General features: G+C 63.3%; 24 protein-coding genes. 15 read left to right on the plus strand and 9 right to left on the minus strand.

Going from position 1 to position 26,837, the window contains the following annotated elements; all coding sequences use genetic code 11:
- Window positions 1-181 precede the first annotated feature (181 nt).
- Together ACPJXG_RS14820 and ACPJXG_RS14825 are read right to left on the minus strand one after the other, a co-directional pair.
- A complete protein-coding gene (locus ACPJXG_RS14820) occupies window positions 182-3,280 on the minus strand; it encodes an efflux RND transporter permease subunit (protein WP_425251505.1) in 3,099 nt (1,032 codons plus the stop codon).
- On the minus strand, window positions 3,277-4,428 hold the full coding sequence (locus ACPJXG_RS14825; RefSeq protein WP_176390407.1) for an efflux RND transporter periplasmic adaptor subunit: 1,152 nt from the start codon (window positions 4,426-4,428) through the stop codon (window positions 3,277-3,279). The genes ACPJXG_RS14820 and ACPJXG_RS14825 overlap by 4 nt, the downstream gene beginning before the upstream one ends.
- A 289-nt stretch (window positions 4,429-4,717) precedes the next feature.
- On the opposite strand from ACPJXG_RS14825, the gene hpnC reads away from it, so the two are divergent.
- The 6 genes from hpnC (at window position 4,718) to ACPJXG_RS14855 (ending at window position 9,768) form a co-directional block, all read left to right on the plus strand.
- The gene (hpnC, locus tag ACPJXG_RS14830; RefSeq protein ID WP_425251506.1) at window positions 4,718-5,599 is read left to right on the plus strand and encodes a squalene synthase HpnC; all 882 of its coding nucleotides are present in this window, start codon (window positions 4,718-4,720) and stop codon (window positions 5,597-5,599) included.
- A gap of 46 nt (window positions 5,600-5,645) precedes the next feature.
- Complete coding sequence (hpnD, locus tag ACPJXG_RS14835; RefSeq protein ID WP_425254752.1) at window positions 5,646-6,479, plus strand: presqualene diphosphate synthase HpnD; 834 nt, start codon at window positions 5,646-5,648, stop codon at window positions 6,477-6,479.
- 7 nt (window positions 6,480-6,486) lie between these two features.
- Window positions 6,487-7,845 carry a hydroxysqualene dehydroxylase HpnE gene (hpnE, locus tag ACPJXG_RS14840; protein WP_425251507.1) on the plus strand — a complete coding sequence of 453 codons (1,359 nt, stop codon included), beginning with the start codon at window positions 6,487-6,489 and terminating at the stop codon, window positions 7,843-7,845.
- Window positions 7,846-7,969: 124 nt separating this feature from the next.
- On the plus strand, window positions 7,970-8,125 hold the full coding sequence (locus ACPJXG_RS14845; protein ID WP_158300243.1) for a hypothetical protein: 156 nt from the start codon (window positions 7,970-7,972) through the stop codon (window positions 8,123-8,125).
- 28 nt (window positions 8,126-8,153) lie between these two features.
- Window positions 8,154-8,951 (plus strand): DUF1700 domain-containing protein, encoded by a 798-nt coding sequence (locus tag ACPJXG_RS14850; RefSeq protein ID WP_425251508.1) that lies wholly within the window; start codon window positions 8,154-8,156, stop codon window positions 8,949-8,951.
- Between the two features lie 10 nt (window positions 8,952-8,961).
- On the plus strand, window positions 8,962-9,768 hold the full coding sequence (locus tag ACPJXG_RS14855; RefSeq protein WP_035818532.1) for a head GIN domain-containing protein: 807 nt from the start codon (window positions 8,962-8,964) through the stop codon (window positions 9,766-9,768).
- Here ACPJXG_RS14855 and ACPJXG_RS14860 read toward each other — a convergent pair.
- Window positions 9,765-11,018, minus strand: a complete 1,254-nt coding sequence (locus ACPJXG_RS14860; RefSeq protein ID WP_425251509.1) for a TIGR03862 family flavoprotein — start codon at window positions 11,016-11,018, stop codon at window positions 9,765-9,767. The two genes, ACPJXG_RS14855 and ACPJXG_RS14860, sit on opposite strands and share 4 nt — an antisense overlap.
- 155 nt (window positions 11,019-11,173) lie before the next feature.
- Here ACPJXG_RS14860 and ACPJXG_RS14865 point away from each other — a divergent pair, with 155 nt between their 5' ends.
- A complete protein-coding gene (locus ACPJXG_RS14865) occupies window positions 11,174-11,407 on the plus strand; it encodes a hypothetical protein (protein ID WP_035818526.1) in 234 nt (77 codons plus the stop codon).
- A 46-nt stretch (window positions 11,408-11,453) separates the two neighbouring features.
- Here the strand turns inward: ACPJXG_RS14865 and moaD are convergent, their stop codons facing one another.
- The 3 genes from moaD to thrC are packed head-to-tail and all read right to left on the minus strand — an operon-like array spanning window position 11,454 to window position 14,438.
- Window positions 11,454-11,720: a molybdopterin converting factor subunit 1 gene (gene moaD, locus ACPJXG_RS14870; protein WP_176390414.1), complete on the minus strand. Its 267-nt coding sequence runs from the start codon at window positions 11,718-11,720 to the stop codon at window positions 11,454-11,456.
- A 10-nt stretch (window positions 11,721-11,730) separates the two neighbouring features.
- Complete coding sequence (gene glp / locus ACPJXG_RS14875; RefSeq protein WP_425251510.1) at window positions 11,731-12,957, minus strand: gephyrin-like molybdotransferase Glp; 1,227 nt, start codon at window positions 12,955-12,957, stop codon at window positions 11,731-11,733.
- Window positions 12,957-14,438: a threonine synthase gene (thrC, locus tag ACPJXG_RS14880; protein ID WP_425251511.1), complete on the minus strand. Its 1,482-nt coding sequence runs from the start codon at window positions 14,436-14,438 to the stop codon at window positions 12,957-12,959. The genes glp and thrC overlap by 1 nt, the downstream gene beginning before the upstream one ends.
- 237 nt (window positions 14,439-14,675) lie before the next feature.
- Here thrC and ACPJXG_RS14885 point away from each other — a divergent pair, with 237 nt between their 5' ends.
- Both ACPJXG_RS14885 and ACPJXG_RS14890 read left to right on the plus strand, forming a co-directional pair.
- The gene (locus ACPJXG_RS14885; RefSeq protein WP_425251512.1) at window positions 14,676-16,142 is read left to right on the plus strand and encodes a hypothetical protein; all 1,467 of its coding nucleotides are present in this window, start codon (window positions 14,676-14,678) and stop codon (window positions 16,140-16,142) included.
- 94 nt (window positions 16,143-16,236) lie between these two features.
- Window positions 16,237-16,977: an AAA family ATPase gene (locus ACPJXG_RS14890; RefSeq protein ID WP_035818518.1), complete on the plus strand. Its 741-nt coding sequence runs from the start codon at window positions 16,237-16,239 to the stop codon at window positions 16,975-16,977.
- Window positions 16,978-17,094: 117 nt separating this feature from the next.
- Here ACPJXG_RS14890 and ACPJXG_RS14895 read toward each other — a convergent pair whose 3' ends face one another.
- Genes ACPJXG_RS14895 through kbl form a run of 3 tightly spaced genes read right to left on the minus strand, consistent with a single transcriptional unit; the run spans window position 17,095 to window position 20,766 of the window.
- On the minus strand, window positions 17,095-18,507 hold the full coding sequence (locus tag ACPJXG_RS14895; protein WP_099403521.1) for an L-serine ammonia-lyase: 1,413 nt from the start codon (window positions 18,505-18,507) through the stop codon (window positions 17,095-17,097).
- Between the two features lie 46 nt (window positions 18,508-18,553).
- Window positions 18,554-19,519, minus strand: a complete 966-nt coding sequence (locus ACPJXG_RS14900) for an NAD-dependent epimerase/dehydratase family protein (protein ID WP_099403520.1) — start codon at window positions 19,517-19,519, stop codon at window positions 18,554-18,556.
- Between the two features lie 20 nt (window positions 19,520-19,539).
- Window positions 19,540-20,766: a glycine C-acetyltransferase gene (kbl, locus tag ACPJXG_RS14905; protein ID WP_035818512.1), complete on the minus strand. Its 1,227-nt coding sequence runs from the start codon at window positions 20,764-20,766 to the stop codon at window positions 19,540-19,542.
- Window positions 20,767-20,984: 218 nt separating this feature from the next.
- Between kbl and ACPJXG_RS14910 the strand changes: the two genes are divergently transcribed.
- The 6 genes from ACPJXG_RS14910 to ACPJXG_RS14935 all read left to right on the plus strand — a co-directional run bounded on the left by ACPJXG_RS14910 (window position 20,985) and on the right by ACPJXG_RS14935 (window position 26,762).
- Window positions 20,985-21,560: a helix-turn-helix domain-containing protein gene (locus tag ACPJXG_RS14910; RefSeq protein WP_034751403.1), complete on the plus strand. Its 576-nt coding sequence runs from the start codon at window positions 20,985-20,987 to the stop codon at window positions 21,558-21,560.
- A 91-nt stretch (window positions 21,561-21,651) separates the two neighbouring features.
- Entirely contained in the window at window positions 21,652-22,578 is a 927-nt protein-coding gene (locus ACPJXG_RS14915) for an STM4015 family protein (RefSeq protein WP_425251513.1), read from the plus strand.
- A gap of 6 nt (window positions 22,579-22,584) precedes the next feature.
- Window positions 22,585-23,670 carry an STM4014 family protein gene (locus ACPJXG_RS14920; RefSeq protein ID WP_425251514.1) on the plus strand — a complete coding sequence of 362 codons (1,086 nt, stop codon included), beginning with the start codon at window positions 22,585-22,587 and terminating at the stop codon, window positions 23,668-23,670.
- Complete coding sequence (locus ACPJXG_RS14925; RefSeq protein WP_425251515.1) at window positions 23,663-24,505, plus strand: STM4013/SEN3800 family hydrolase; 843 nt, start codon at window positions 23,663-23,665, stop codon at window positions 24,503-24,505. The genes ACPJXG_RS14920 and ACPJXG_RS14925 overlap by 8 nt, the downstream gene beginning before the upstream one ends.
- Window positions 24,502-25,881: an STM4012 family radical SAM protein gene (locus tag ACPJXG_RS14930; RefSeq protein ID WP_425251516.1), complete on the plus strand. Its 1,380-nt coding sequence runs from the start codon at window positions 24,502-24,504 to the stop codon at window positions 25,879-25,881. The genes ACPJXG_RS14925 and ACPJXG_RS14930 overlap by 4 nt, the downstream gene beginning before the upstream one ends.
- Window positions 25,875-26,762, plus strand: coding sequence for an STM4011 family radical SAM protein (locus tag ACPJXG_RS14935; RefSeq protein ID WP_425251517.1), 888 nt, complete (start codon window positions 25,875-25,877; stop codon window positions 26,760-26,762). The genes ACPJXG_RS14930 and ACPJXG_RS14935 overlap by 7 nt, the downstream gene beginning before the upstream one ends.
- The last annotated feature ends 75 nt before the right edge of the window (window positions 26,763-26,837 follow it).

A 26,837-nucleotide genomic window follows, 5' to 3' on the forward strand; every position in this document is an offset into this window, starting at 1 on the left:
GTACTACTGTGTGCTACTTGCTACAAACTGCTTCCCTGATTTTAACAACTCGGGAGCGATCTGGCTACCGTGGACTTAGAGGGCAAGCCCGGAGCAAGCGCTCGGTAAAGCAAAGGCGGCATTCTACTGGATTTCCCAGAGGAATGCCGCCTTTTTTATGCCTGCGCCCTGGCGCTGGCTGCTAGCCTTCTTTTGCGCTCACCGGCTCCGGCTTCCTGACCCGGAACCAGGCCGCATACAGGGCGGGCAGGAACAATAAAGTCAAGGCCGTCGCCAGGATCAGCCCGCCCATGATGGCCACCGCCATCGGGCCCCAGAACACGGAACGCGACAAGGGGATCATGGCCAGCGCCGCGGCGGCGGCCGTCAGCACGATGGGGCGGCAGCGGCGCACGGCCGAGTCAATGATGGCATCCCACGGGGCCGAGCCGTCCTTGATGTCTTGCTCGATCTGGTCGACGAGGATCACCGAGTTGCGGATGATCATGCCGAACAGCGCGATGATGCCGAGATTGGCCACGAAACCAAGTGGCCGGCCCAGCGCCAGCAAGGCAAACGCGGCGCCCGCCACACCCAGCGGCCCCGTCAGGAAGACCAGCAGGGAACGCGAGAAACTGTGCAGCTGCAACATCAGCAAGGTGAAGATGATGAAGATGGCCAGCGGCAGGTTCGCCGAGATCGACGCTTCCGCCTCGCCGCTGTCGGCCGCCACGCCTTTCACCACGATGCGGTAGCCGGACGGCAACTTGGCCCGCAAGGCGTCCAGCTGCGGCGCCAGTTGCGTCGACACGGTGGCGCCCTGGATGCCGTCGATCACGTCCGACTGCACGGTGATGGCCCATGCGCGCTTGTCGCGCCAGACGACACCCGGTTCCCACACGAAATGCGCGCGGGCCAGTTGCGAGATCGGCACGGACTTGCCCGTCGCCGTCGGGATATTTGTGTCATTCAACACGGAAATCGTGGCCCGCTCTTCCAGAGGCTGGCGCACCTGAATATCGATCAGCTTGTTATCTTCACGGAACTGGCCGATGACCGTGCCCGACAGGATCGTATTGGCCGCCTGCATCACCGTTTTCGAGGTGACGCCCAGCGCGCGCATCTTGTCCTGGTCCAGGTCCAGGCGCAGCACTTTCACCGATTCATTCCAGTTGTCATTGACGCCCAGGGTGTTCGGATTGGCGCGCATGATGTCCTTGACCTGGTCGGCGATGGCCCGCACACCGGCCACTTCCGGCCCCAAGACGCGGAACTGCACCGGATACGGCACCGGCGGCCCATTCGGCAACAGCTTGACGCGGCCCCGCACTTCCGGGAAATCCTTCTTGAAGACATCGACGATTTGCTGGCGCAAGCGTTCGCGGTCAGCCAGGCTTTTCGGCAGGACCACCACTTGCGACACGTTGGTCTGCGGGAAGATCTGGTCCAGCGGCAAGTAGAAACGGGGGCTGCCCGTGCCGACATAGCTGGTCACGCTTTCCACGCCGTCGAGCTTGCCCACAAACGCTTCGAACTTCTTGACCTGCTTTTCATTCGCGGCGAACGTCGTGCCTTCGGGCGACCACAGTTCCACCATCAGTTCGGGACGGCTGGAATCGGGGAAAAATTGCTTTTCGATAAAATTGAAACCATAGATGCCCAGCGCAAAGATAGCCAGGGTGGCGGCAATGGTGGTCTTGCGCCATTCCACGCACCAGGTGACGGCGCGGCGGAAGCGGCGGAAGTTCGGCGTGTCGAACAATTCATGGTCGTTGTGCGCGTGCGGCTTCACCTTCAGCAAGACGTAGCCGATATACGGCGTGAAGACGACGGCCACCACCCACGAAATGATCAGGGCTAGCGCATTGACGGAGAACAAGGAAAACGTGTATTCGCCGGCGGCCGACTTGGCCAGGCCGATGGGCAAGAAGCCCGCCACCGTGATCAGGGTGCCCGTCAGCATAGGCATGGCCGTCGACGTGTAGGCAAACGTGGCCGCGTCGAAACGCGACATGCCCTCTTCCATCTTGCGCACCATCATCTCGACGGCAATGATGGCGTCATCGACCAGCAAGCCCAGCGCGATGATCAGGGCGCCCAGGGAAATCTTGTGCAAGTCGATGTCGAGCAGGCGCATGAACAGGAAGGTGACGGCCAGCACCAGGGGAATGGTCAGCGCCACCACCAGGCCCGGCCGCACGTCGATGCGCAGCGGCTTGGTGTGCAAGCCCAGCGCCACGAAGCTGACGGCCAGCACGATCAGGATGGCTTCGATCAGGGTATGCACGAACTCGCCCACGGAGGCGGACACGGCTTCCGGCTGGTTCGACACGCGCTGCAGTTCTATGCCGACTGGCAATTCGCTCTTCATGCGCGCGACCGTTGCCTGCAAGGCCTTGCCCATGTCGATGATGTTGCCGCCCTTTTCCATCGACACGCCCAGGCCGATCACTTCCTTGCCGTTGAAACGCATCTTGTCCTTGGGCGGATCGACGAGTTCACGTTTTACGGTGGCAAAATCACCGAGGCGGAAGGTGGTGCCGTTGGCGCGCAGTTCCAGGTTTTCCAGGTCCTTGACGGTCACCATGGCGCCCGTCACGCGCACTTGCAGATTGTCCGTCGGCGTCACCAGCACGCCGGTGGCGTTGATGCTGTTTTGCGCCGACAATTGCTGCACGATGGCATCGAAAGGAATGCCCAGCTGGGCAAATTTCTTGTGCGAAAAGATGATATTGATCTTTTCATCCTGCACGCCGAACAGTTCCACCTTCGATACCAGCCCCACGGCCAGCAGTTCCTGGCGTACCTTGTCCGCGTAATCTTTCATTTCCGCGTAGGTAAAACCGTCGCCGGACAGGGCAAAGATGGAGCCGTACGTGTCGCCGAACTCATCATTGAAGAACGGACCCACGACGCCGGCAGGCAAGGTGCCCTGGATGTCGCCGATCTTCTTGCGCACCTGGTACCAGGCGGCCGCCGTTTCCTTGGGCGGCGCCGATTCGCGCAGCTCGAGCAAAATCAAGGTTTCGCCCGGCTTCGAATAGCTGGTGATTTCGTCGATGTACGGCGTTTCCTGCAGTTTCTTTTCCAGCTTGTCCGTCACCTGCTCGGCCATCTGCAAGGCCGTGGCGCCGGGCCAGTACGCTTGCAGCACCATGGCGCGGAAGGTGAACGGGGGATCTTCATCCTGGCCCAGGCTGGCGTAGCTGAGCATGCCGCCGATCAGCAGCACGGCCATCAGGTAGCGCGTCAGCGGGATGTGTTCGAGCGCCCAGCGCGACAGATTGAAGCCGCCCTTCATTTGATGGCCTCGGCAGCAACGACGGCAGGCTTGCTGGCCAGCTCGGCGCCTAGGATGGTGACTTTCTGGCCCGGCTTGAGCAGGTTGACGCCGGCCGTGACCACCGTCTGACCCGCTTTCACGCCCGAGGTCAGCAGCAACTCATTGCCCGCCACCCCACCCACCGTCACGGGCACGAGCTTCACGGCGCCGTTTTCCACTACCCACACGGAGCTTTGCGATTTTTCATTGAACAGGGCCGTCAACGGCACCTTGATTTGCGGCGTGGCCGTTTGCGAGGCGAACTGCACCACGGCCGTCATGCCCAGACGCACTTGCGGCGCGTCCGGAATGCTGACCTTGGCTGTGTAGGTGCGCGTGGCGGCATCGGCCACGGGCGACACTTCGCGTATCTTGCCCGGCAAGCCCTGCTTCGGATCGGCCCACAGGCGCACGACCACATCATTGACGCCGCGCAAGGTTTCCACCTTGTCTTCAGGAATGCCGATCACGACTTCCTTCTCGCCGCTCTTCGCCACTTGCACGACGGGCGCGCCGGGCGCCACCACCTGCCCCACTTCAGCCTCGATGCGCGTGACGACGCCATCGACGTCCGCCAGCAAGCTGGCATAGCCGGACTGGTTCGCCTGGCCACGGTACAGGGCCTGGGCCGCTTCCACGTTTGCCTGCGCCGCCTTGTAGGTGGCGTCCTTGCCGTCGAGCACGGCCTGGCTGACGAAGTTCTTCTCGCGCAAATCCTGGTAGCGCTTGAGTTCCGCGCGCGCCAGGTCGCGGCTCGTTTCCGAACTCACCAGCGAAGCCTTGGCTTGCGCCTGCGACAGTTGCAAATCGACGGGATCGAGCTGCATCAGCACTTGCCCCTTCTTCACGCTGGCGCCCACGTCGACCTTGCGCGCGACGATCTTGCCCCCCACGCGGAACCCCAGCTGCGACACGACGCGGGGTACGACCTCGCCCGACAGCTCGGCACTGACGTCAACATTGCTGCTAGACAACACGATGGCGCGCACGGGGCGCACGTCTTCCACTTTGACGGCAGGCTTGGAACAGGCCGCCAGGGTCAGCGCCAGAGCGGCGGCGGCAATCAGCCGCAGGGCAGGAAGTGCGGAAGCGCCGGTCTCGCGGCGCAGGGTTTTCAGGGCAAACAAGGTATTTTCCTTTACTATGCGGGCTGCAATATTTTTATGCGGAGAAACTTTTTGCTTGTCCTTTGGGCCAAGCCAAACTTTTTCGCACGCGATATCCTTAAATTTGTGACAATATCAGCTTGGTCATGGCGGGGACTGCTCTTCGCCTAATGACTTTCTGGTTATTAATTATAATCGTGCGTAAAAGTTTTTAGTGACTTATGCGTCATTAATCTTGAGACGTACAACGCCCGGCCGCAATCCAGCGTTTGTGGGGGCCGGACAAACGCAAGACTAGAAAAGTGTGTTCATGCCTGTAGACCATTACGAAAATTTTCCTGTTGCATCATTTTTACTGCCGCGCCGCCTGGTGCCCGCCGTCGAAGCCATCTATGCCTTCGCCCGCAGCGCCGACGACCTGGCCGATGAAGGCGACGCCAGGCCGGCCGAGCGCCTGGCCGCCCTGCACGCCTATGAAGCGGCGCTGGGCCGCATCGCCCGCCACGAAGGACATGGGGGCGAGAACGCCGCCATGTTCGAACGCCTGGCCGCCGTCATCGGCAAACACCAACTGCCGCTGCAGCCGTTTTACGATCTGCTGTCGGCCTTCAAGCAGGATGTGGAAACGACGCGCTACGCCAGCTACGACGACGTGCTCGATTACTGCGCCCGCTCGGCCAACCCCGTGGGGCTGCTGATGCTGCACCTGTATGGCGCGGCCGATGAACAGAATGTACGCGATTCCGATGCGATATGTTCAGCTTTGCAACTAATTAATTTCCTGCAAGACGTCGCCATCGACCAGCAAAAAGAGCGCATCTACCTGCCGATGGAAGACCTAACCCGCTTTGCCGTCTCCGCCGCCGCCTTCGAGCGGCCCGAGGCGCACGGCAAGTGGAGCGCCCTGATGCGCTTCGAAGTGGCACGCACGCGCGCCCTGATGCTGTCCGGCGCGCCGCTGGCCCTGCGCCTGCGCGGGCGCATCGGCTGGGAGCTGCGTCTGGTGGTGCAAGGGGGTTTGCGCATCCTCGAATGCATCGAAGCCGTCAATTACGACGTGTTCCGGCGCCGCCCCAAGCTGGAGAAACGCGACTGGCTGATCATTTTCTGGCGCGCGCTGCGCATGTCGCGCAAAAGCTTGCATCAAGAGACACAAGTAAAAACGGCTTTTCCCCCGTCGCCCACTCTGTAAGACGATAGAATAGCGGCTTCGATCTGCAACCCTTGCTCTTTTGACTATGTCTCCCGACGAATACTGCCAACAAAAGGCCGCCCAGAGCGGCTCCAGCTTCTACTACAGCTTCCTGTTCCTGCCGGCCGAGCGCCGCAAGGCCATCACGGCCCTGTACGCGTTCTGCCGCGAAGTCGATGACACGGTTGACGAATGCACGGACGAAGCCGTGGCACGCACCAAGCTGGTCTGGTGGCGCAAGGAAGTCAAGGCCATGTACGAGGGCAACCCCACGCATCCCGTGATGCGCGCGCTGCAGCCGCACCTGGACATCTATAAATTGGAAGAAAAGCATTTGCAGGCCATCATCGACGGCATGGAAATGGACTTGAACCAGACCCGCTACCTCGACTACCAGGCCATGAGCCGCTATTGCTGGCATGTGGCCAGCGTGGTGGGCATCTTGTCGGCCAGCATCTTCGGCGCGACCCGCCCGGAAACCCTGCTGTACGCGGAAAAACTGGGCCATGCCTTCCAGCTGACCAACATCATCCGCGACGTGGGCGAGGATGCGCGCAAGGGGCGCATCTATTTGCCGATCAGCGAATTGCAGCAATTCAATGTGACGGCGGCCGACCTGCTGAACGCGCGCCACAGCGAAAACTTTGAAAACCTCATGCGTTTCCAGGTGGCGCGCGCGCAAAAGTCCTACGACGAAGCATTCGCGCTCTTGCCAGCCGAGGACCGCCGCGCCCAGCGCCCGGGCCTGATCATGGCCGCCATCTACCGCACCGTGCTCAACGAAGTCGAGCGCGACGGCTACCACGTGCTGAAACAGCGCATCTCGCTCACGCCGATCCGCAAACTGTGGCTGGCCTGGAAGACCTGGGTTCGTGGCTAAGAGTCGCGTGAAGCAACGCTACGCCGTCATCGGCGCCGGCTGGGCTGGCTGCGCGGCGGCCATGGAACTGGCGCGCGCCGGTCACGCGGTGAGCGTATTCGAGGCGGCGCGCACCTTGGGCGGGCGCGCGCGCCGCGTCGAAAGAGAAAATACGGTGCTCGACAACGGCCAGCACATCTTGCTGGGCGCGTACACGGAAACCTTGCGCCTGATCAAGCTGGCGGGGCAAGACCCTGCCGAGCTGATCCTCACGCTGCCCCTGCAGATGCGCTATCCGGCGAACTCCGGCGGCATGGATTTTCTCGCGCCGCGCCTGCCCGCACCGCTGCACCTGGCCTGGGCTCTGCTGCGCGCCAAGGGATTAGTGCGCGCCGACAAGCTGGCCCTGATGCGCTTTTCCACCGCCATGCGGACGATGGGCTGGCAGCTGTACAACGATTGCACGGTCAGCGAATTGCTGCAGCGCTTCGACCAGACGGACCGCCTGAACCGGCTGATGTGGCACCCGCTGTGTCTGGCCGCACTGAATACCCCGCCCGAACGCGCCTCGGCCCGCGTCTTCCTCAACGTGCTGCGCGACAGCCTGGGTGCAAGCCGCCGCCGCGCCTCCGACATGCTGATCCCGAAAGCGGACCTCTCTACCCTGTTGCCAGACGCGGCCGCCCGCTATGTGGCACGGCATGGCGGTACAGTGCGCACGGGAGCCAAGGTCGATGCATTGCAAGCGCTACCCGATGGCCGCTGGCAACTCGATGATGGCGAGAATTATGATGGCGTCATCGTCGCCACCTCGTCCGTACAGGCAGCCAGCCTGCTGCAAGGCTTGCAGGATCCGCGGCTGGCCGACGCTATTGACCGCATGCAAGCCTTCACGCCGGAAGCCATCAGCACCTGCTACCTGCAATACGATGCCTCGCTGCGCCTGGACTTGCCGTTTTACGCTCTCGTCGATACGCCGCAGCTGCAGCACTGGGGCCAGTTCGTCTTCGACCGGGGCCAGCTCGACGCCAGCCAGGCCGGCTTGCTGGCCGTCGTCATCAGCGCCTCCGGCAATGCCGCAGAGCAAGGCCACGGACCATTGGCGCACGCGATCGCGGCGCAGCTGGCGCAGGTGTTGCAACGCCCGGAACTGGCGCAGCCCGTGTGGACCCAGCTGATCACGGAAAAGCGCGCCACCTTTGCCTGCACGCCGGACCTGGCCCGCCCCGGCAACGCCAGCGGCATGCCGGGCTTGCTGCTGGCAGGCGACTACACGGCCAATGAAGACCGGACGCAGGACTATCCGGCCACCATCGAGGCAGCCGTGCGCAGCGGCGTGGCGGCGGCCAGGATGATGAACACGGGCAAGGCAGCAAAACAGCCTTGACGGTGCATCCTCCCCTGGTGTCGCTCGCCCCCGCGAAATTGCATTCTGTCGCACCGCACTGGTGCGCTCGCGTACGCTTGGGTACAGTCTGATCATCGACAACGGCCATGCCACGGGGAATACCATGCACACCACCTTGCACTTGAAAAATAGCTTGAAAGCCCTGGCGCTGCTGGCTGGCGTGGTGCTGGCCACCTTGATCGTCATTCAGGTACAGCAAGCGCCACAAACGCCATTACTGCTGAGCCAGGCAAGCATGCTGCTGCCGGCCATGGGCTGAAGCGGCGAAGCGGAATGACAGGAAGAATATGATGAACAAGCAAGATTATCTCGACGCACTGCGGCGCGCGCTGGCAGGCTTGCCACCGGACCTGGTGGCCAAGACCCTCGACTATTACGAACAGACCTTCATCGAAGGCGCGGCGGCCGGCCGCAGCGAGCACGAAATCGCCGAGGACCTGGGCGACCCGAAAAAAATCGCCCTCACCTTGCGCAGCAGCACGCACCGCCAGGCCTTCGAGCAAAAGAAAACCCCCGTCAACCTGCTGCGCCTGCTCGTCTCGCTCGTGGGCCTGGCCATCTTCAACCTGTTCATGGTCGTGCCTGCCGCCGTCTACGCGGCCCTGCTGGCCACCCTGTACGCCGTCAGCCTGAGCTTTTACCTGGCCGGCATCGCCATCACGGCCAGCGGCTTGTCCGGCGCCAACGAACTGGTGCTCGATGGTCCGCTGCGCCACGTCTTCATCCATGACGATGACGGCGGCGAAGGCGGCGAACGGCGCGAAACGCGCATCACCATCGGCGACAAGGGCATCGAAGTCGACCACCTGCCCGGCCCTTTGCAGCCTGAACCGGCCGAGTCCGAAACCAAGACGCCAGGCGCCTCGTCGCGCGTGATGGAGCGGGCTGAAGCGCTTGCCGGCGGCGGCATCCGCATCTCCACCGACATGGACCGCGATGCGCGCACCACGCAAACCGTCTTCGGCGTGGGCATGCTGCTCGGCGGCATCGCCATCTTCCTGCTCAGTCTGGTTGTCACGCGCTATACCTTGATCGGCATCAAGCGCTACGTCGCCATGAATGTCTCCCTGCTCAAAGGTCACTAGAAAGGCTGCCATGAAACGCTTGCTCAAAGTTGGCCTGTCCATGCTCTTGCTGGCCATGGTCCTGATCGCCATGTCGTATGCGGCGCTGCGCGCCAAGGGAATCAGCAATCCCAGCAGCGCCGCCGGCCGCGCCGTGCGCAGCGAAACGCGCCCGGTTGCCGCCAATATCACCAGCATCGACCTGGCCGGCCCCATCGACCTGGTGCTGCGCCGCGGCGCCACGCCCTCGCTGAAGGTGAGCGGCGAGCAGCGCCTGCTGTCGAACGTCGACACGACGGCCGATGGCACGACCCTGCATATCGGCCCGAAAGGCATGCTGTTCCACCATCGCCAGCCTTTGCAGGTGGAACTGGTGCTGCCGGCCCTTGTGCGCGTGGAAGTGCACGGCAATGGCGACAGCAAGATCACGGGGTTTTCGGGAGACAGTTTTATTCTGGAACTGACGGGATCGGGCGACGTCAGCTTTACTGGACGCTACAAGCAGGTTGCCGCCACCGTCAACGGCAGTGGCGACCTCGACATCAATGCAGGCAACAGCGACAGCGTGGTGCTGGAAATGGTGGGCTCCGGGCGCATCGCCGCCAGCGGCAACACGAAATTCCTGCGCGCCGACCTGAGCGGTTCAGGCGACATCGACGCCGAGCACCTGGCCGCCGACAAGGCCAGCGTCAGCCTGCAAGGCTCCGGCACGAGCACCGTCTTTGTGCGCGACGCCAGCAACCTGACCCTGCGCGGCAGCGGCGACATCCACGTCCACGGCAACCCGCGCCAGCGCGAGACGCAAAAGAGCGGCTCAGGCGAAATCACCTGGCATTAACTTTCGGCATTAACTTTCTCTTCCAACCAGCCGACCGCCTGCTCGCCAGCCGCCTTGCCTTGCGCCAGGCAGGCCGTCAGCAGGTAGCCGCCCGTCGGCGCTTCCCAGTCCAGCATTTCCCCCGCCAGGAAGACGCCCGGCATGGCGCGCAGCATGCTGCCGTCGATGCCGTCGAATTCCACGCCGCCGGCGCTGCTGATGGCTTCATCGATGGGACGCGGGCGTACGAGTGTCACGGGCAGCAGCTTGATGGCGTCCGCCAGCCTGGCTTCATCGGCAAAGTCGGCCGCGCTCAGGCATTCGCGCAGCAAGCCCGATTTCACGCCCTTGATGCCCAAACGGCTATTCAGGTGGCTGGACATGGAGCGCGAACCGCGCGGGCGCGTCACTTCTTCGAACACGCGTTCATGCGTGTGGTCGGGCGCCAGGTCGAGCCAGATGGTAGTGCTGCCCTCGGCGGCGATCTGCTCGCGCAGCGCGGCCGATAAGGCATAAATCAGGCTGCCTTCCACGCCGCCCGCCGTGATGACGAACTGGCCCTGGCGCTTGATCATGCAGTCATGGATGTTGCGCGCCGAGATGGCCACCGTCGTCAGCGGTTCGCCCGCATGACGGCCGCTGAAATGCTCGCTCCAGTCCACGTCGAAGCCGCAATTGGCCGGCACCAAAGGCGTCACGGCCACGCCCTGCTCTTGCAGCAGCGGCACCCAGGCGCCATCGGAACCGAGTCGCGCCCAGCTGCCGCCACCGAGCGCCAGGATCACGGCGTCGAAGGCGCGCAGGCGTTCGCCGTCCGGCGTGGCGAATACCAGCTGGCCGTCGCGCCAGCCCGTCCAGCGGTGGCGCATGTGAAATTGCACGCCCGCTTCGCGCAGGCGGTGCAGCCAGGCGCGCAGCAGCGGCGCCGCTTTCATATCCGTCGGGAAGACGCGGTTCGAGGAACCGACGAAGGTCTCCACGCCCAGGCCGTGTACCCAGTCGCGCACTTTTTGCGGACCGAACTGGTCCAGCGCCGGCTTGATCCAGCGTGCCGGCCTGCCGTAGCGCGAGATGAAGGAACAGTAGTCTTCCGCATGGGTGATATTCATGCCGCCCCGCCCCGCCAGCAGGAATTTTCGGCCGACGGACGGCATGGCGTCAAACAGTTCCACCCTGGCGCCCTGGCTGGACGCTTCCTGGGCGGCCATCAGGCCGGCGGGGCCGCCGCCGATGACGGCGATGTGAAACGGAGGGGGACTGGAATGGGTCATGGGAAACTGGAAAGACGGTGAAAACCCCGGCATTTTAGTCGAGATAAGGCGCGGGGATGGCAAGAATGCCGAAAAATGATGCATACTGCGCGGAGATGCCGCAGCGATCAGCGGCGGGACTTCACGAGACAACGAGACGACAAGAGGAGAAACACATGGGCGCAGGATTCTGGATTTCCCGCTATTTGCTGGCCAGTTCGATCTTATTCATCATCCTGACGGTGGTCGAGTACAGCAAGGGCACCACCAGCCAGGCCGACATCCTCAGCGCGCTGGCCTGGTCGCTGGTGGCGTCGGCCATCTTCATCGGCTCGAAATACTGGCGCTACAAGAAAGCCGTTGCTTGCGCCACGTGCAGCGGTGATAAACCAAAAGCCAAGTCGTCATGAAAAAACGGCCACTTCGATGAAGTGGCCGTCTCACTGGCAAGCGGGATCAACCGCCCGTCACGGGCGGGAAGAACGCCACCTCGTCGCCTTCGCCGATCACGGTATCGGCATCGCACATCACCTGATTGTGGGCCATGCGCAGGGCGCGGCCCTGCGCCAGCGCGTATTCCCAGTTGCCGCCGCGGGCGATCAGCAGGGTTCTCACCTCGCCCACCGTCAGCTGTGACACGCCCCCCGCGTCCACTTCCAGCACTTCCTGGCCCGTGCCCACCAGCTCGCGCACGCTGGCAAAAAATCGCAGATTGATCTTCATCGATACTTCCTCAGTACAGCAATTCGTTAAACGGGATAAAACGCAGCATGTCGCCGCGCGCAATCGACAGCCCCGGCGGACAATCGATCAAGCCATCGCCCCACACGGTGGAGGTCAGCACGCCCGAACTCTGGTTGGCGAATAGTTCCAGCTCGCCCTCGTCATTGACCTTGGCGCGCAAGAACTCGTTGCGCTTGTCCGCCTTCAGGCGCTCGAACGCGGCCGGCAGCTTGTAGCTGCGCGGCGCCAGGCTCCCCGCCACGCCTTGCAGGCGCAGGATGAACGGGCGCACGAACAGCAAAAACGTGACAAAGCTCGAGACGGGATTGCCGGGCAAGCCGACAAAGAACGCGTCCCGCACTTCGCCAAACGCCAGCGGTTTGCCCGGCTTGACGGCGATCTGCCACATGTTCAGGCGCCCTTCCGCCTCCACGGCCGGCTTGATATGGTCTTCCTCGCCGACGGACACGCCACCCGAAGTGATGATCAGATCATTGCCCTGGGCCGCCTGGCGCAGCACGGCTTTTGTCGCTTCCAGGCTGTCGGGCACGATGCCCAGGTCCGTGATCTCGCAGCCGAGGTTTTCCAGCAGGCCGCGCAAGGTAAAGCGGTTCGAGTTGTAGACGGCGCCCGGCGCCAGGCGTTCGCCCGGCATGGCCAGCTCGTCGCCCGTGAAAAATACGGCCACGCGCAGCTTGCGCAGCACGGGCACTTGCGCCAGGCCCACCGAGGCGGCCAGGCCCATTTCCTGGCTGCGCAGGCGCCGGCCCGCGCCAAGGATTTCGCCGCCGGCGCGGATATCCTCGCCCTGGCGGCGCACCCATTCGCCCGCGTGCGGCACGTGATTGACCGTCACCACGCCGTCAAGCACAGTGCACTGCTCCTGCATCACGACGCAATCGGCGCCGTCCGGGATCAGCGCACCCGTGAAGATGCGCGCCGCCGTACCCGGCTGCAAGGGCTGGCCCACGTGGCCTGCCGCGATGCGCTGCGACACGGGCAAGCTGGCCGCGCCGCTGGCGCAATCCTGTGCGCGCACGGCATAGCCATCCATCTGCGTGTTGTCGCGCTCGGGCACGTTCAGGGTCGACGTCTGCGCGGCCGCCAGCACGCGGCCGTTGGCGCGCATGGTGTCGACCAGTTCCACCTCGGCCACCGGGCGCGCCGCGCCCAGCATGAAGGCTTGCGCCTCGGCCACCGACAGCATCGGTTTGCGTACAGTGCTGGCGTCTGTCATCACAAGCCCGTATTGGCGGCGATATACGCCTTCATTTTTTCCACGTCCGCATCCATCACGACGAACTTTTGCGGCAAGTCCTCGATGTTCTCGAAGCCCTTTGGCCGTTCCGCGTCCACGCCCAGCGCTTCGAGGATGGTTTCGTTGAACTTGGCCGCCAGCGCCGTTTCCAGCACGATCATCGGCACATTCGGTTCCAGGTGCTCGCGCGCCACCTTGATGCCGTCGGCCGTGTGCGTGTCGATGGTGATGCCGTAGTCGTCGGCCACGTCGCGGATGGTGTCGAGGCGGTCCTGGTGCGTGGACTTGCCCGACTTGAAGCCGTATTTGGCCACCAGCTTGAATTCGTCGCCATCGCTGCCAGGTTTACCGGACAAGTCGAAGCCGCCATGCGTTTCCACTTTCGTGAACAGAGCGCGCACGCGGTCGCTGTCGCGGCCCACGAGGTCGTAGACGAAGCGCTCGAAGTTCGACGCTTTCGAGATATCCATCGACGGGCTGCTCGTGTGATACGTTTCGGCCGACTTGCGCACGCGGTAGACGCCCGTGCGGAAGAATTCGTCGAGCACGTCGTTTTCATTCGTCGCGGCCACCAGTTTCGAGATGGGCAGGCCCATCATGCGGGCGATATGGCCGGCGCAGATATTGCCGAAGTTGCCCGATGGCACCGTGAACGACACTTTTTGCTCGTTGCTGGTGGTGGCCGCCAGGTAGCCGCGGAAGTAGTACACGACTTGCGCCACGACACGCGCCCAGTTGATGGAATTGACGGTGCCGATCTTCTGTTTCGCCTTGAACGGCAAGTCGTTCGACACGGCCTTCACCATATCCTGGCAGTCGTCGAACACGCCTTCGACGGCGATGTTGACAATGTTCGGGTCTTGCAGGCTGAACATCTGCGCCGTCTGGAAGGCGCTCATTTTCTTGTGCGGCGACAGCATGAAGACGCGGATGCCCTTCTTGCCGCGCATCGCGTATTCGGCCGCGCTGCCCGTGTCGCCCGAGGTGGCGCCAAAGATATTGAGTTCGGCGCCCGTCTTGGCCAGGGTGTATTCAAACAGATTGCCCAGCAGCTGCATGGCCATGTCCTTGAAGGCCAGGGTCGGGCCGTTCGACAACGCCTGCAGCATCAGGGTGGTCGATCCGCCCTTGACGACGTTTTCTTCGAGCACGCGCAGCGGCGTGATGTCGGCCGCGTTTTCGCCGGCGCGGGCGTTCTTGTAGACTGCCTTGGTATAGGTTTTCGCCGTCAGTGCCTTCAGGTCCGCGGCCGGGATATCGGTGGCGAACTTCTTCAGGATTTCGAATGCCAGGTCGGCATACGACAATGTGCGCCAGGCGTTAAGCTCGGCACCAGTGACTTGCGGGTAGTATTCTGGGAGATACAGTCCGCCATCGGGGGCCAGGCCGCCCAGGAGGATGTCGGAGAATTGCTGCAGATTCGATGGCGCTTTATCAGCGCGGGTAGACACGTAATGCATAAATTTGAAGAGTCCAGTTGAGCTGAGTGCGGTTGATCATGAATGGCAGCGGATATTATAGTGCCAGCCGCCGCCCAAGGCGAATCCGTCGCGTTTGCCCGGGCGCCAGCGTCGTCGCGCGGGCAGCGTCTGTTGTCAAACGACACACCTTGTCGCATGGCAACTGTATCATGGCCGCTTTCCTGACCAGGCGGGCGCCCCAGCCAGCCCACGACGACCATGCCACAGCCAAGCCACATGAAACGAGACGATTTTCTCAAGCAGGACGATGTACGCGGTTTTATCGACTGGCTGGCGGCCGAACTGCCAGCCAGGTCCTTTCACCTGAAGATGGCGCGCAGCCGCTTCGTGCCGGGTGGCCTGGACGTGCAGGCAACGGGCCTCGAAGCGGTGCTGGGTCACTATGTGTGGAGCACGCGCTGGACCGATGCGCAAGGCAAGGCGGTCGTCTCGGGCAACTGGCATGAGACACGCGCCTCGCTGGGCCAGCTGCGCGGCTGGCTGAAGGACGCCATCGCGCGGCAGGATGAAGACCAGACGCTAGCCGCCTGCCTGGCCATCCTCGAATGGGGCGGCGTGCGCGGCGCCATCGTCTTCCTCAAGCGCCTGCACGCGCAAGGCCGCCCGGTCGCCTATTTCACGCGCCTGGCGCCCTTGATGGCGCTTGACTCGGACGCCTCGCTGGACGCCCTCGATACGGATACCGTGGAGCGCTTCGACGCAGGCCTGACCAAGATCCACGCCCTGTTTGACGGCAGCGGCTCGCCCATCTACGACAGCCGCGTCGGCGCGGCCATGGCCATGCTGTATGCGCAGTACCGCAGCCAGGCAGGCAGCAAACGGGCAAAGAAACACTGGCTGGCATTCCCCTCGGGCGCCGCGCGCGGCAAGCAAATCCGCAATCCCAAGGGAATCGACGGCGGCTTTGCCGGCGCCCCGCAATTCTTCGGCAAGGCCGTATCGTGCCAGGACTGGGCGCAATGGCAAGTCAAGCTGGGCTGGATCCTGCGCGCCGTGCTGGAACAGTGCGACTGGTTCAAGGCGGGCAGCGCCGACATGGCCGCCCGCTGCCATGCCTTCGAGGCGTGTTTGTTCATGCTGGGGTATGACTTGCGGTGTTTTGGAGAGGCGACTGCGGAAGCCACTATGGCAAAAGAAAGAGTTGCAAAAGACGACGTGCCACAAAGCGGCTGGGTGCCGACTGGCTGCTCATTCAAGAACGTCCTTCCTGTGTACGCACAATTCCGGCAGAGACACGAAAAAGATGATCTTGCCACCTTCGCCAAGTGGTACGCCAGAACTCAGGGTGCAGCAGAGAAGACAGCCAATGCCTACTGTTTCCCATATTCCGAAAGCGAATTCGATATGTTTGACAGCAGTGAAGAACGGCTGGACACCATAGTCAAGGGTGGAAAAGAAGGACTGTATGCGGCAGTGGAGAGCACGGAACCATATGCGGAAGGCGCCGAGCGCGAGCGAATCTGCCTGGTCGACGCTTTGCTGGCCGGACGTACGGCGGATATGTCGGTTCCGGTGCGCACCGCCTGGCTGCTACAAAAAGGCTATGCCGGAACGAAAAGTGCAGCCAACACCCTGATGACTGTCGGACGCCAGGTCGGCCGTCATTTCGGCCTGCTCGACAAGAAAAATCGCCCTACCGCCTTCTTCCACGAGTACTTCGGCGATTGCATGCGCGAGCCTTAAGTCAAAAAATCCGGCGCCCGTGCTGGCGCGTGCGCCGGATTTGCGCCACACTGGTGCTTGTCGTCCCGTCTGCGGGTCATTCATGGAATCGGCCATGTCGCTGAGTAAAAAACCGTATTTGCAAAGCGCCGCGCTGCGCCCCGACGCCGTCGTCGACCTGGAGCACTATCCGTTCACCATTCCCGCCATCCGCGACTTCGTGCACATGGACTTCCACCGCGATGTGACGTTTTTCGTGGGCGAGAATGGCAGCGGCAAGTCGACCATGCTCGAAGCGCTGGCCGTGGCGCTGGGTTTCGGCAAGGATGGCGGCACGCGCAACGTACGCATCGCCCTGCCCTCGGACGAGGAATCGGGCTTGCACGCGCATCTGCGCCTGAGCAAGAGCTACAAGAAGCCGGAGGACAGCTATTTCCTGCGCGCCGAAAGCTTTTTCAACGTCGCCACCTATATGGACGACATGCCCGAATACCTGGCCAGCTATGGCGGCAAGTCGCTGCACGCGCAATCGCACGGCGAGGCGTTCATGGCGACCCTGATCAACAAGCTGCGTGGCAAGGGCCTGTACCTGCTGGACGAGCCGGAGGCGGCCCTGTCACCGAGCCGCCAGATGGCGGCATTGTCCGTCATCCACCAGCTGGTGCAGGACGACTCGCAGCTGATCATCGCCACCCACTCGCCGATTTTACTGGCCTACCCGAACGCAAAGATTTTGATGTTTACAGGCGGCGGCATCCACGAAGTGGCGTATGAAGACACGGAACACTTCGCCGTGACGCGCGATTTTTTGAATAACTATCCACGAAGGCTGGAGCAGTTGTTTGAGGAGGAGTGAGTTATTGGATGGTGTTGTCGGCTTACGCGCGTTGCGCTAAGCCGACCTACGCCATACCGGATCCGCTGCAGTTGTAGGTCGGCTTAGCCCGCAGGGCGTAAGCCGACAATACCGCCATCAGCAAGCCGCGTGATTGACCGTAATAACGTGGACTGCCAGCCCACCCAACGACGTTTCCTTGTACTTGTCCTGCATGTCCGCGCCCGTCTGGCGCATGGTTTCGATGACTTCGTCGAGGCTGACGAAGTGGGTGCCGTCGCCCTTCAGCGCCAGCGAGGCGGCCGTAATCGCTTTCACGGCGCCCATGCCATTGCGCTCGATGCACGGGATCTGCACCAGGCCGCCGATCGGGTCGCAGGTCATGCCCAGGTGGTGCTCGATGCCGATTTCGGCCGCGTTTTCGATCTGTTCATTCGTGCCGCCCAGGGCCGCTACCAGGCCGGCCGCCGCCATGGCGCAGGCCACGCCCACTTCGCCCTGGCAACCCACTTCGGCGCCCGAGATCGATGCATTGCGTTTGCATAGCATGCCGATGGCGGCCGCCGTCAGCATGAAACGGCGCACGCCGCCGACCGGGTCGCTGGGGCGGCAATCCTGCGCGTAGTAGCGCAGCACGGCCGGGATAATGCCGGCGGCGCCGTTGGTCGGCGCCGTGACGACCCTGCCGCCAGCCGCGTTTTCCTCGTTGACGGCCATCGCATACAGGCTGACCAGGTGCACGGCGTCGTGCGGCAAGTCGTTGGCGCGGTTGTCGGACGCCTTCGCCTCCTGCGCCAATCGCCACAATTTCGCGGCGCGGCGTTTGACGTTCAAGCCGCCCGGCAGGTTGCCCGTCGTTTCCAGGCCGTGCGCGATGCAGTCGCGCATGACGTGCCAGATGCGATCCAGGCCTTCATCGAGTTCCGTTTCGCTGCGCTTGACGCACTCGTTCGCGCGCAGCATTTCAGGGATCGACAAACCGCTTTCCACGCCGTGCGCCAGCAACTGCTCCATGGTGTCGAAGGGGAAGACGACTCTAGCGCTGGCGGCCGACTCCACGGCCGCTTCGGCCTGCGCCGCAGTTTGAACTTCCTCGGCCTCACGGATAAAACCGCCGCCGATCGAGTAATACACCTTGTCGGCACGGCTGCCGTCCGCCAGTTTCAGGGTAAAGCGCATGCCGTTCGGGTGTTCGGGCAAGGATACGCTCTTGTGCCAGACCAGGCCCGTGGCGGCCGTGAATGGCACCACGTGCGTGCCCAGCAAGGCGATCTCGCCGGCCGCCTCGATGGCGGCCAGCTTGCTGTCAACTTCATCGGGCGCCACGTCCTGCGGCGTTTCGCCCATCAGGCCAAGAATGACGGCCTTGTCCGTGGCATGGCCCACGCCCGTCAGCGCCAGCGAGCCATACAAGGCCGCCTCGACGCCCACCACCTGGTCCAGCGGACCGTATTCGACCAGAAAACGCCGCGCCGCCACCATCGGTCCCACCGTGTGGGAACTCGACGGCCCGATGCCGATTTTAAAAAGGTCAAATACGCTCATGTCCATGTAGTGTCTCTTTATTTAGTATGTTTTTTTAGTACTGCTGCAAAACTCAGGCTGCCTTGGCGGCATGCCCGACGTCGACATTGGCCAGCATGTCGGTGACCATCTGCTCGACGCCGATCTGCGCCTTCCAGCCCCAGTCGGCGCTGGCCTTGCTGTCGTCCAGGCTTTGCGGCCAGCTGTCGGCGATGGCCTGGCGGCTGTCCGGCTTGTAGCTGATCTTGAAGTCCGGCACCATGCGCACGATGGCCTTGGCCAGCTGCTCGGGGTTGAACGACACGCCGGCCACGTTGTACGAGGAGCGGATCTTGATCGATGCCGCTGGCGCGTCCATCAGTTCGATGGTGGCGCGGATGGCGTCGGGCATGTAAATCATCGGCAAGGTGGTGTTCGCGTCGAGGAAGCAGTCATAGCGCTCGCCGCGCAAGGCCGCGTGGAAGATGGCGATGGCGTAATCGGTGGTGCCGCCGCCCGGAGGCGATTTGTAGCTGATGATGCCCGGGTAGCGGATGCTGCGCACGTCCACGCCATACTTGTTGAAGTAATACTCGCACAGGCGCTCGCCGGCCAGCTTGCTGATGCCGTACATCGAGGTCGGGTCCATCACCGTCATTTGCGGCGTGTTTACTTGCGGCGTATTCGGGCCGAAGGCGGCGATCGACGATGGCCAGAAGATGCGCAGCGGTTTGCCCGCTTCGCCGCGCTCGCGCGCCAGTTCCAGGATATTGAGCAAGCCATCCATGTTCAGGCTCCACGCCTTCAGCGGCGCCGCCTCGCCCGTGGCCGACAGCATGGCCGCCAGCTGGTACACCTGGGTGATGTTCTCGTCGGCGATGATCTTCGCCAGGCCGTCCTTGTCCAGCACATTCAATTGCGCGTAGCGCTTGGCCTGGTACAGGTTGTTCGTGCCGATGTCGCTGGCGATGACGTTGTCCGCGCCGTGCTGCTGCGCCAGCGCGCCCACCAGCTCACTACCGATTTGGCCGTTTGCGCCAATGACTAAGATGCGTTCCATGCTATTTTCCTGAATTCGTATTAATTAGTAGTGGTAGTGGTGGTCAGCAAACCGAGTTCCTTGCCAGCCTGCTCGAAGGCGGCCAGCACTTGCACCAGCTGTTCGCGGGTGTGGGCGGCGGACAGCTGCACGCGGACACGGGCCTGGCCCATCGGCACGACCGGGTAGAAGAAGCCCGTCACCAGCACGCCCAGTTCATACAGGCGGGCGGCGAACTTCTGCGCCACGGGAGCGTCGAACAGCATCACGGGAACCACCGGATGGGTGCCCGGCTTGATGGTAAAGCCGATGCGTTCGATCTCGCTGCGGAAGAAAGCCGTGTTCTCATGCAGGCGGTCGCGCAGTTCCGTCGACTTGGCCAGCCGTTCCAGTACCGACAGCGAGGCGCCGGCAATCGATGGCGCCAGGGTGTTCGAGAACAGATAAGGACGCGATTTCTGGCGCAGGGTGTCGATGACCTCCTTGCGCGCGGAGGTAAAACCGCCCATGGCGCCGCCCAGGGCCTTGCCCAGTGTGCCCGTGATGATGTCGATGCGGCCCATCACATTGTGGTGTTCGTGCGTGCCGCGGCCCGTCGCGCCCATGAAGCCGGATGCGTGGCATTCGTCGATCATCACCAGCGCGCCGTACTGGTCGGCCAGGTCGCAGATCTTGTCGAGTTGCGCGATCGTGCCGTCCATCGAGAACACGCCGTCCGTGACGATGACCTTATGGCGCTTGCCCGCGGCAATGGCCGCTTTCAGCTGCACTTCCAGGTCGGCCATGTCGTTGTGCGCGTAGCGGTAGCGGCCAGCCTTGCACAGGCGGATGCCGTCGATGATGGAAGCGTGGTTCAGCGCGTCGGAGATGATGGCGTCGTTCTCATCGAACAGGGGCTCGAATACGCCGCCGTTGGCGTCAAAGGCGGCCGCGTACAAAATCGTGTCTTCGGTACCCAGAAAAGCGGAGATCGCCTGTTCCAGTTCTTTATGCACGGTTTGCGTGCCGCAGATGAAACGCACGGACGACAGGCCATAGCCATACTTTTGCGTCGCGGCAATGGATGCTTCCTGCGTCTGCAGGTCGCCGGACAGGCCCAGGTAGTTGTTCGCACACATATTGATCAGGGTACGGCCATCGTCGCACACCACTTCGGCGCCCTGGCGCGAGGCGATCACGCGCTCGGGCTTGTACAAGCCCTGCTGGCGCAGTTGATCGAGATTCTGTTGCAGACCGCTGAAAAAGGTGTTCTTCGCTTGCTCGCTCATGATGATCCTTGTGTGTCCCTGCGTTTGTGGTATCCGTGTGACCTCAGCCGCCATAGGGAAAAGCGGCCGCTTGACCGGTGCGCGCACAATGCTGTACCGTGAAGCGCTGTTTGAAGTCTACACGTTTCCGTGTTTTTCCTCAAAATCCACTATTTCGAACTGAAATTCAATATAGTGGATATTACCCAAGCCTTTTGAACTTTGCAAGCCACCTGCCGATGAAAACCAGCGTTTCGACCAATTCTCCGCCCGAAGTGGGCGCCACCCTGCAACGGCTGCGCCTGGCGCGCGGCCTGACACTGGAGGATTTGTCGCGCATCGCCGGCGTCTCGAAGTCCATGCTGTCGCAAATCGAGCGCGAAAAAGCCAATCCCACCATCGCCATCACGTGGCGCCTGGCCAACGCCCTGGGCGTGCAGATCGGCGAATTGCTGTCGAGCGCGGAAAAAGCCGTGGAAACCATCCGCATCACGGACGCCCACGAAACCCCCACCCTGCCCGGCGACCACGCTGGCTACGTGCTGCGCATCCTGGGGCCGATGGAACTGGCCGGCAAATACGAATGGTATGAAGTGACCCTGGCGCCGGGCGGTGAGCTGGCGTCGCAACCGCATGATCCGGGCACCACCGAGCATTTGACGGTGATTCACGGCAACCTGGAGCTGGAAGTGGGCACGGCGAAGAAAAAGGTCAAGAATGGCGGCACGGCGCGCTATCCGGCGGACCAGCCACATACGATACGCAACCTGGGCAAGACGGAAGGCAAGGCATTATTGGTGGTCATCCATAGATAGTTGCTTTTCAGCAGTGTGCAATAAGCTCTTTCGCCCATGCTAAGATTTTGGATTAGACAAGATTTTCACTGTCTTTCATGGAGCCTTAGCAATGACGATTTCCGAAAGCACCACCCTCTTCCACAAGAAAAAAGTCGTCGAGTACGATCCTGATATTGCGCTGCAATCCGGGCAGGATATCGTCTACCGCCTCTCGCTCGAGTATGACGACAAGCGCAAGATGCCGGACCTGATCGCCGGCTTCCTGGAAAAAACCGACAAGAATGCGCTTGAAGCGCTGATCATCGGCATGTGGGGCGACCCGTACGAAGCGGGCGCCGACGAGGTGATCGCCGCGCTGGCCAGCCACGCGCCGCAGTTGCCGAACTTGCGCGCCCTGTTCATCGGCGACATGACGTACGAGGAATGCGAAATCTCGTGGATCGTGCAAGGCAGCTACAAGCCCCTGCTGGACGCTTTCCCGCAGCTGGAAGAGCTGCGCATCCGTGGCGGCAATGAACTCGTCATCGAACCGTTCGCGCACCAGAACCTGCGCCGCTTCACCATCGAAGCGGGCGGCATCGATCAAAAGATCGCCGAAGCGCTGGCGCAATCGAGCATGCCGCAGCTGGAACACCTGGAGCTGTGGCTGGGCACGGACGACTATGGCTTTTCGGGCGACGCCGACCTGTACCGCAAGGTGCTGGCGCAGCTGACCGTGCCAACCCTGCGCTACCTGGGCTTGCGCGACGCGGAAATCGCCGACGACCTGGCCGTCTGGCTGGCGGAAGAACCATTGGTGGCGCAGCTCGACACCCTCGACCTGTCGCTGGGCACCATCGGCGACCTGGGCGCCGTAGCCGTGCTCAATCATACGCAGCTGGGCAAGTTGAAGCGCCTGGACCTGTCGCACCATTACATCTCGGAAGAAAACCAGGCCAAGCTGAAGGCGCTGCCCTTCGAGGTGGTGCTGGACGATCCGCAGAAAGCCGATGAAGACGATGGTGAAAGCTATCGTTATGTCGCCGTCGGCGAATAAAACCTGATGCTTTTGCTGGCCACCAGCGGCAGCAAGCGCGTGCGCCTGATGCAGGCGGCGCGCGCGCAATTGCGCCTCCCGCCCGCGCAAGTGCTGGAATGGCGCGACTGGCTGGCGCAGCCTGCCCTGCTCGAGGACGCTTTGCGCCGGCCCTGCCGGTTCAAGATCGAGCCGCCCGGCGACGACCCGGCGGCGCACCTGCGGCTGCTGCATGACGGTTGTCGACAGCTTGATCGCGCGCCCGTGCATGCACCGGAACATGGCGAGCTGCTGGCCATGGATGCGTGGTTCGCAGGATTTGCCTCCGCCATGGCCTCCCTGGCCGCGCAGCTGGCTGGCCTGCCGCAGGCGCGCGTCGTCAATGCGCCAGCCGAAATCTGTCTCATGACGGACAAGCTGGCGTGCCAGCGCCACCTGGCTGCGCACGGCGTCGCCATTCCCAGCCTGCTCGGCCCCGTGCACGGCTATGAGCACCTGCAGGCACTGCTGCACGAACACCAGCTTGACCGCGTTTACCTGAAACCGCGCTACGGCTCGTCCGCCTCCGGCGTCGTCGCCTACCGCAGCAACAAGGCCGGGCGCCAGCAAGCCACCACCTCGGCAACCCTGTCGCGGAAGGACGGAAAAACACGTTTATTCAACGTCAAGCGCATGGCCCGCTACGAGACGCAGCATGACATCGCCGCCCTCGTCGACGCGCTGGCCGCCCAGGAACTGTATGCGGAGGCATGGCTGAACAAGCCGCGCTGCGGCGACGGCCACTACGACTTGCGCGTCGTGACCCTGGCCGGCCAGCCGGCGCACCGGGTGGCGCGCATCGGCAACCAGATGATGACGAATCTGCACCTCGACAACCGGCGCGGCGACGCATCCGGCCTCTTGAACGCAGCCGACCTGGCGGCGCTGGAAGCGGCCAGCGCCCAGGCCGCGCGCGCCTTCCCACACAGCCATGTGACGGGCTACGACCTCGTGGTGCGCCAGGGCCAGGCCCATGTGCTGGAGGCGAACGCCTTCGGCGACCTGCTGCCAGGCCTGCTGTGGCAAGGCGCGGACACTTACGCAGCGCAACTGACGCAACTGCCCCATGTTTAAAGACCCACCTGCCATCCCCGACATGCGCGCCATCGTCGGCAGCCACGACATCGTCTTCATCACGCTCGACACCCTGCGCCATGACGTGGCGCAAGCCTTGTATGCGGCGGGTGAATTGCCCGTGCTGGGACGTTTTCTGCCGCCGGGCGGCTGGGACAAGCGCCACTCGCCCGCCACGTTCACGTATGCCGCGCACCAGGCTTTTTTTGCCGGTTTTTTGCCCACGCCGGCCGCGCCTGGCCGCCATCCGCGCCTGTTCGCCAGCGCTTTTGCGGGCAGCGAAACCACCTCGCCGCACACGTTTGCGTTCGAAGAAGCGGACCTCCCCGCCGCGCTGGCCGCGCGCGGCTACCGCACCATCTGCATCGGCGGCGTGGGCTTCTTCAATAAACAGACGGCGCTGGGCACGGTGCTGCCGTCGCTGTTCCAGGAAAGCCACTGGAGCGCCGGCATGGGCGTGGCCAGCCGCCATTCGACGCAAAAGCAGGTGGCGCTGGCGACCCGGCTGCTGGCGCAAAACGATCAGCGCACCTTCTTGTTCATCAACGTGGCCGCCCTGCACACGCCGAACCGCGCCTACCTGCCCGGCTGCCGCGCCGACAATCTTGACAGCCATGCGGCGGCCCTGCGCTATGTCGACAGCGCGCTGGCGCCCCTGTTTACGGCATGCGCCGCGCGCGCCCCCACGTTTGCCATCGTCTGCTCGGATCACGGCAGCGCGTATGGCGAAGACGGCTACCGTGGCCACCGCATCGCCCACGACAGCGTGTGGCAGGTGCCGTACGCGCACTTCTTCCTCACGCCAGATACCATTTCTCAGGAGTCCCCACCGTGAACCCATCCGAACAACCGGGCACCCTGGCGCAGCGCATGCGCCACACGCCCTACCAGGCGTATTCATACTCGTATCCGCACAAGGCCGCCTACCGCGCCTTGCCGCAGGCCGCGCCGCTGGCGCCCCTGTGGGCGCAGCAGGACCGCTCCGCCCTCTTCGCCTACATCCACATCCCGTTTTGCGAAATGCGCTGCGGCTTTTGCAACCTGTTCGCCATGGCGCGCCCGAGTGCCGACATGGTCGAGCGCTACGTCCAGCAAGTGCTGGTGCAGATGCGCGCGCTCAACGGCGCGCTGGGCGAACGGCGCTTTGCCCGCTTCGCGCTGGGCGGCGGCACGCCTACTTACCTGTCACCGGCGCAGCTTGACACCCTGCTGTGTGGCGCGCGCGACATCCTCGGCATCGACCTGCAGCACACGCCGGCCGGCATCGAGGCGTCGCCTGAAACCATCACGGCCGAGCGGCTTGCCGTCTGCCGCGCGCATGGCATCGACCGGGTCAGCCTGGGCATCCAGAGCTTTGCCGCCGGCGAGATGCGCGCGCTGGCGCGTCCCCAGCAAAACGCCACCGTGCATCACGCCATCGGCCTGATACGCGCGGCCGGCTTTCCCACCCTGAACCTGGACCTGATCTACGGCATCGCCGGGCAAACCGTGGCCAGCCTGCTCGCGTCCCTCGACAGCGCGCTGGCCTTTCAGCCGGAAGAAATCTACCTGTACCCGCTCTACGTGCGCGAACAAACAGGTCTCGGCAAGGTGGCGCGCCGCCAAGGCGCGGAGTCGCTCAACCCCATCATGCTGGCGCGCGACGGCGACAGCCGCCTGGCCCTGTACGCGGCCGCGCGCGACCATCTGTGCGCGCAAGGCTATGAGCAGGTCTCCATGCGCATGTTCCGCGCGCCGCATGCGCCGGAGCAGAACGGGCCCTCGTACTGCTGCCAGAACGATGGCATGGTGGGCCTGGGCGCGGGCGCCCGCTCTTACACTTCGCGCCTGCATTATTCGAGCGAGTACGCGGTGGCGAGAACGGAGACCATCGGCATCATCGACAACTACCTGGCGCTGGACGAGGAACGCTTCGCGCAGGCCGAACACGGCTATGTGCTCGATGATGCGGAACAGCGCCGCCGCTACGTGATTCAGTCGCTGCTGACGGAACCGGGCCTGGACCGCAACGCCTACACGGCGCGCTTCGGCACGCGCTGCGAGCTTGATCTTCCGCAGCTGGCCGAACTGCACGCCTTGGAACTGGTGGAGGAAAACGGCCCGCTGCTGCGCCTGAATGACCGTGGCTACAGCTACGCCGACACCATCGGCCCGTGGCTGGCCTCCGAGACGGTGCGCACGCTGATGGCCGAAGGCGGCCAGGCGTGCTGACAGCACCAAAAGAAACGCTGTCCCTGCTATACCGCGGCACCTTGGCAAGCTGCAATTACGCCTGCGGCTACTGCCCGTTCGCCAAGAAGCGCGACAGCCGCGCCACCCTGGCCCGCGATGCGCGCGAAGTGGCGCGTTTTACCAGCTGGGTGGCGGCACAAAATCGGGAAATCAGCGTCCTGTTTACGCCCTGGGGCGAAGCGCTGGTGCGGCGCCACTACCGCGCGGCCATGCAAACGCTGGCAGCTTTGCCCCATGTGCGCCAGGTGGCGCTGCAAACGAATCTGTCCGGCCCATTGAACTGGCTGCAAGCGATGGACGGGCTGGAAAAAATCGGCCTGTGGTGCACCTATCACCCTGACCAGACGACCCTTGCCCGCTTTCTCGAACGCTGCGCGCGCCTGGACACGATGGGCGTGCGCTATTCCGTCGGCGTCGTCGCCATGAACGAACACCTGGACGCCATCCGCGCCCTGCGCGCGGCCCTGCCGGCCCACGTCTACCTGTGGCTGAACGCGTATGACCGGCGTGGCCCCGGCTATTACAGCGGGGAAGACCTGACCTGGTTTGATACCATCGACCCGTGGTTCGCGCAAAACCGCCGCCCGTCTCCCTCGCGCGGCAAACCGTGTCTGGCGGGCGAAGCGTCGCTGTCCGTCGATGGCGATGGCGAACTGGCGCGTTGCCATTTCGTGCCGGAGCGCCTGGGGAATCTGTACGTTGATGACCTGGCCGACATGCTGCAAGAACGCAGCTGCCCGCGCTTCAAGTGCGATTGCTATATCGGCTATGCGCAGCGCAAGGATTTGCCGTTTCAAACGGTGTTTGGGGAGGGGGTGCTGGCGAGGATCGTGCACGCAGAGCAACGTAGGCCGGATTAGCGGCGGCACGCCGCGTAATCCGACACATTGTTGGCTCCGGTGGTGTCGGATTACGCACGGCGATGCCGCGCTAAT

The organism is Janthinobacterium sp. NFX145 (assembly GCF_049810325.1).
GTDB classification, from domain to species: domain Bacteria; phylum Pseudomonadota; class Gammaproteobacteria; order Burkholderiales; family Burkholderiaceae_D; genus Janthinobacterium; species Janthinobacterium rivuli.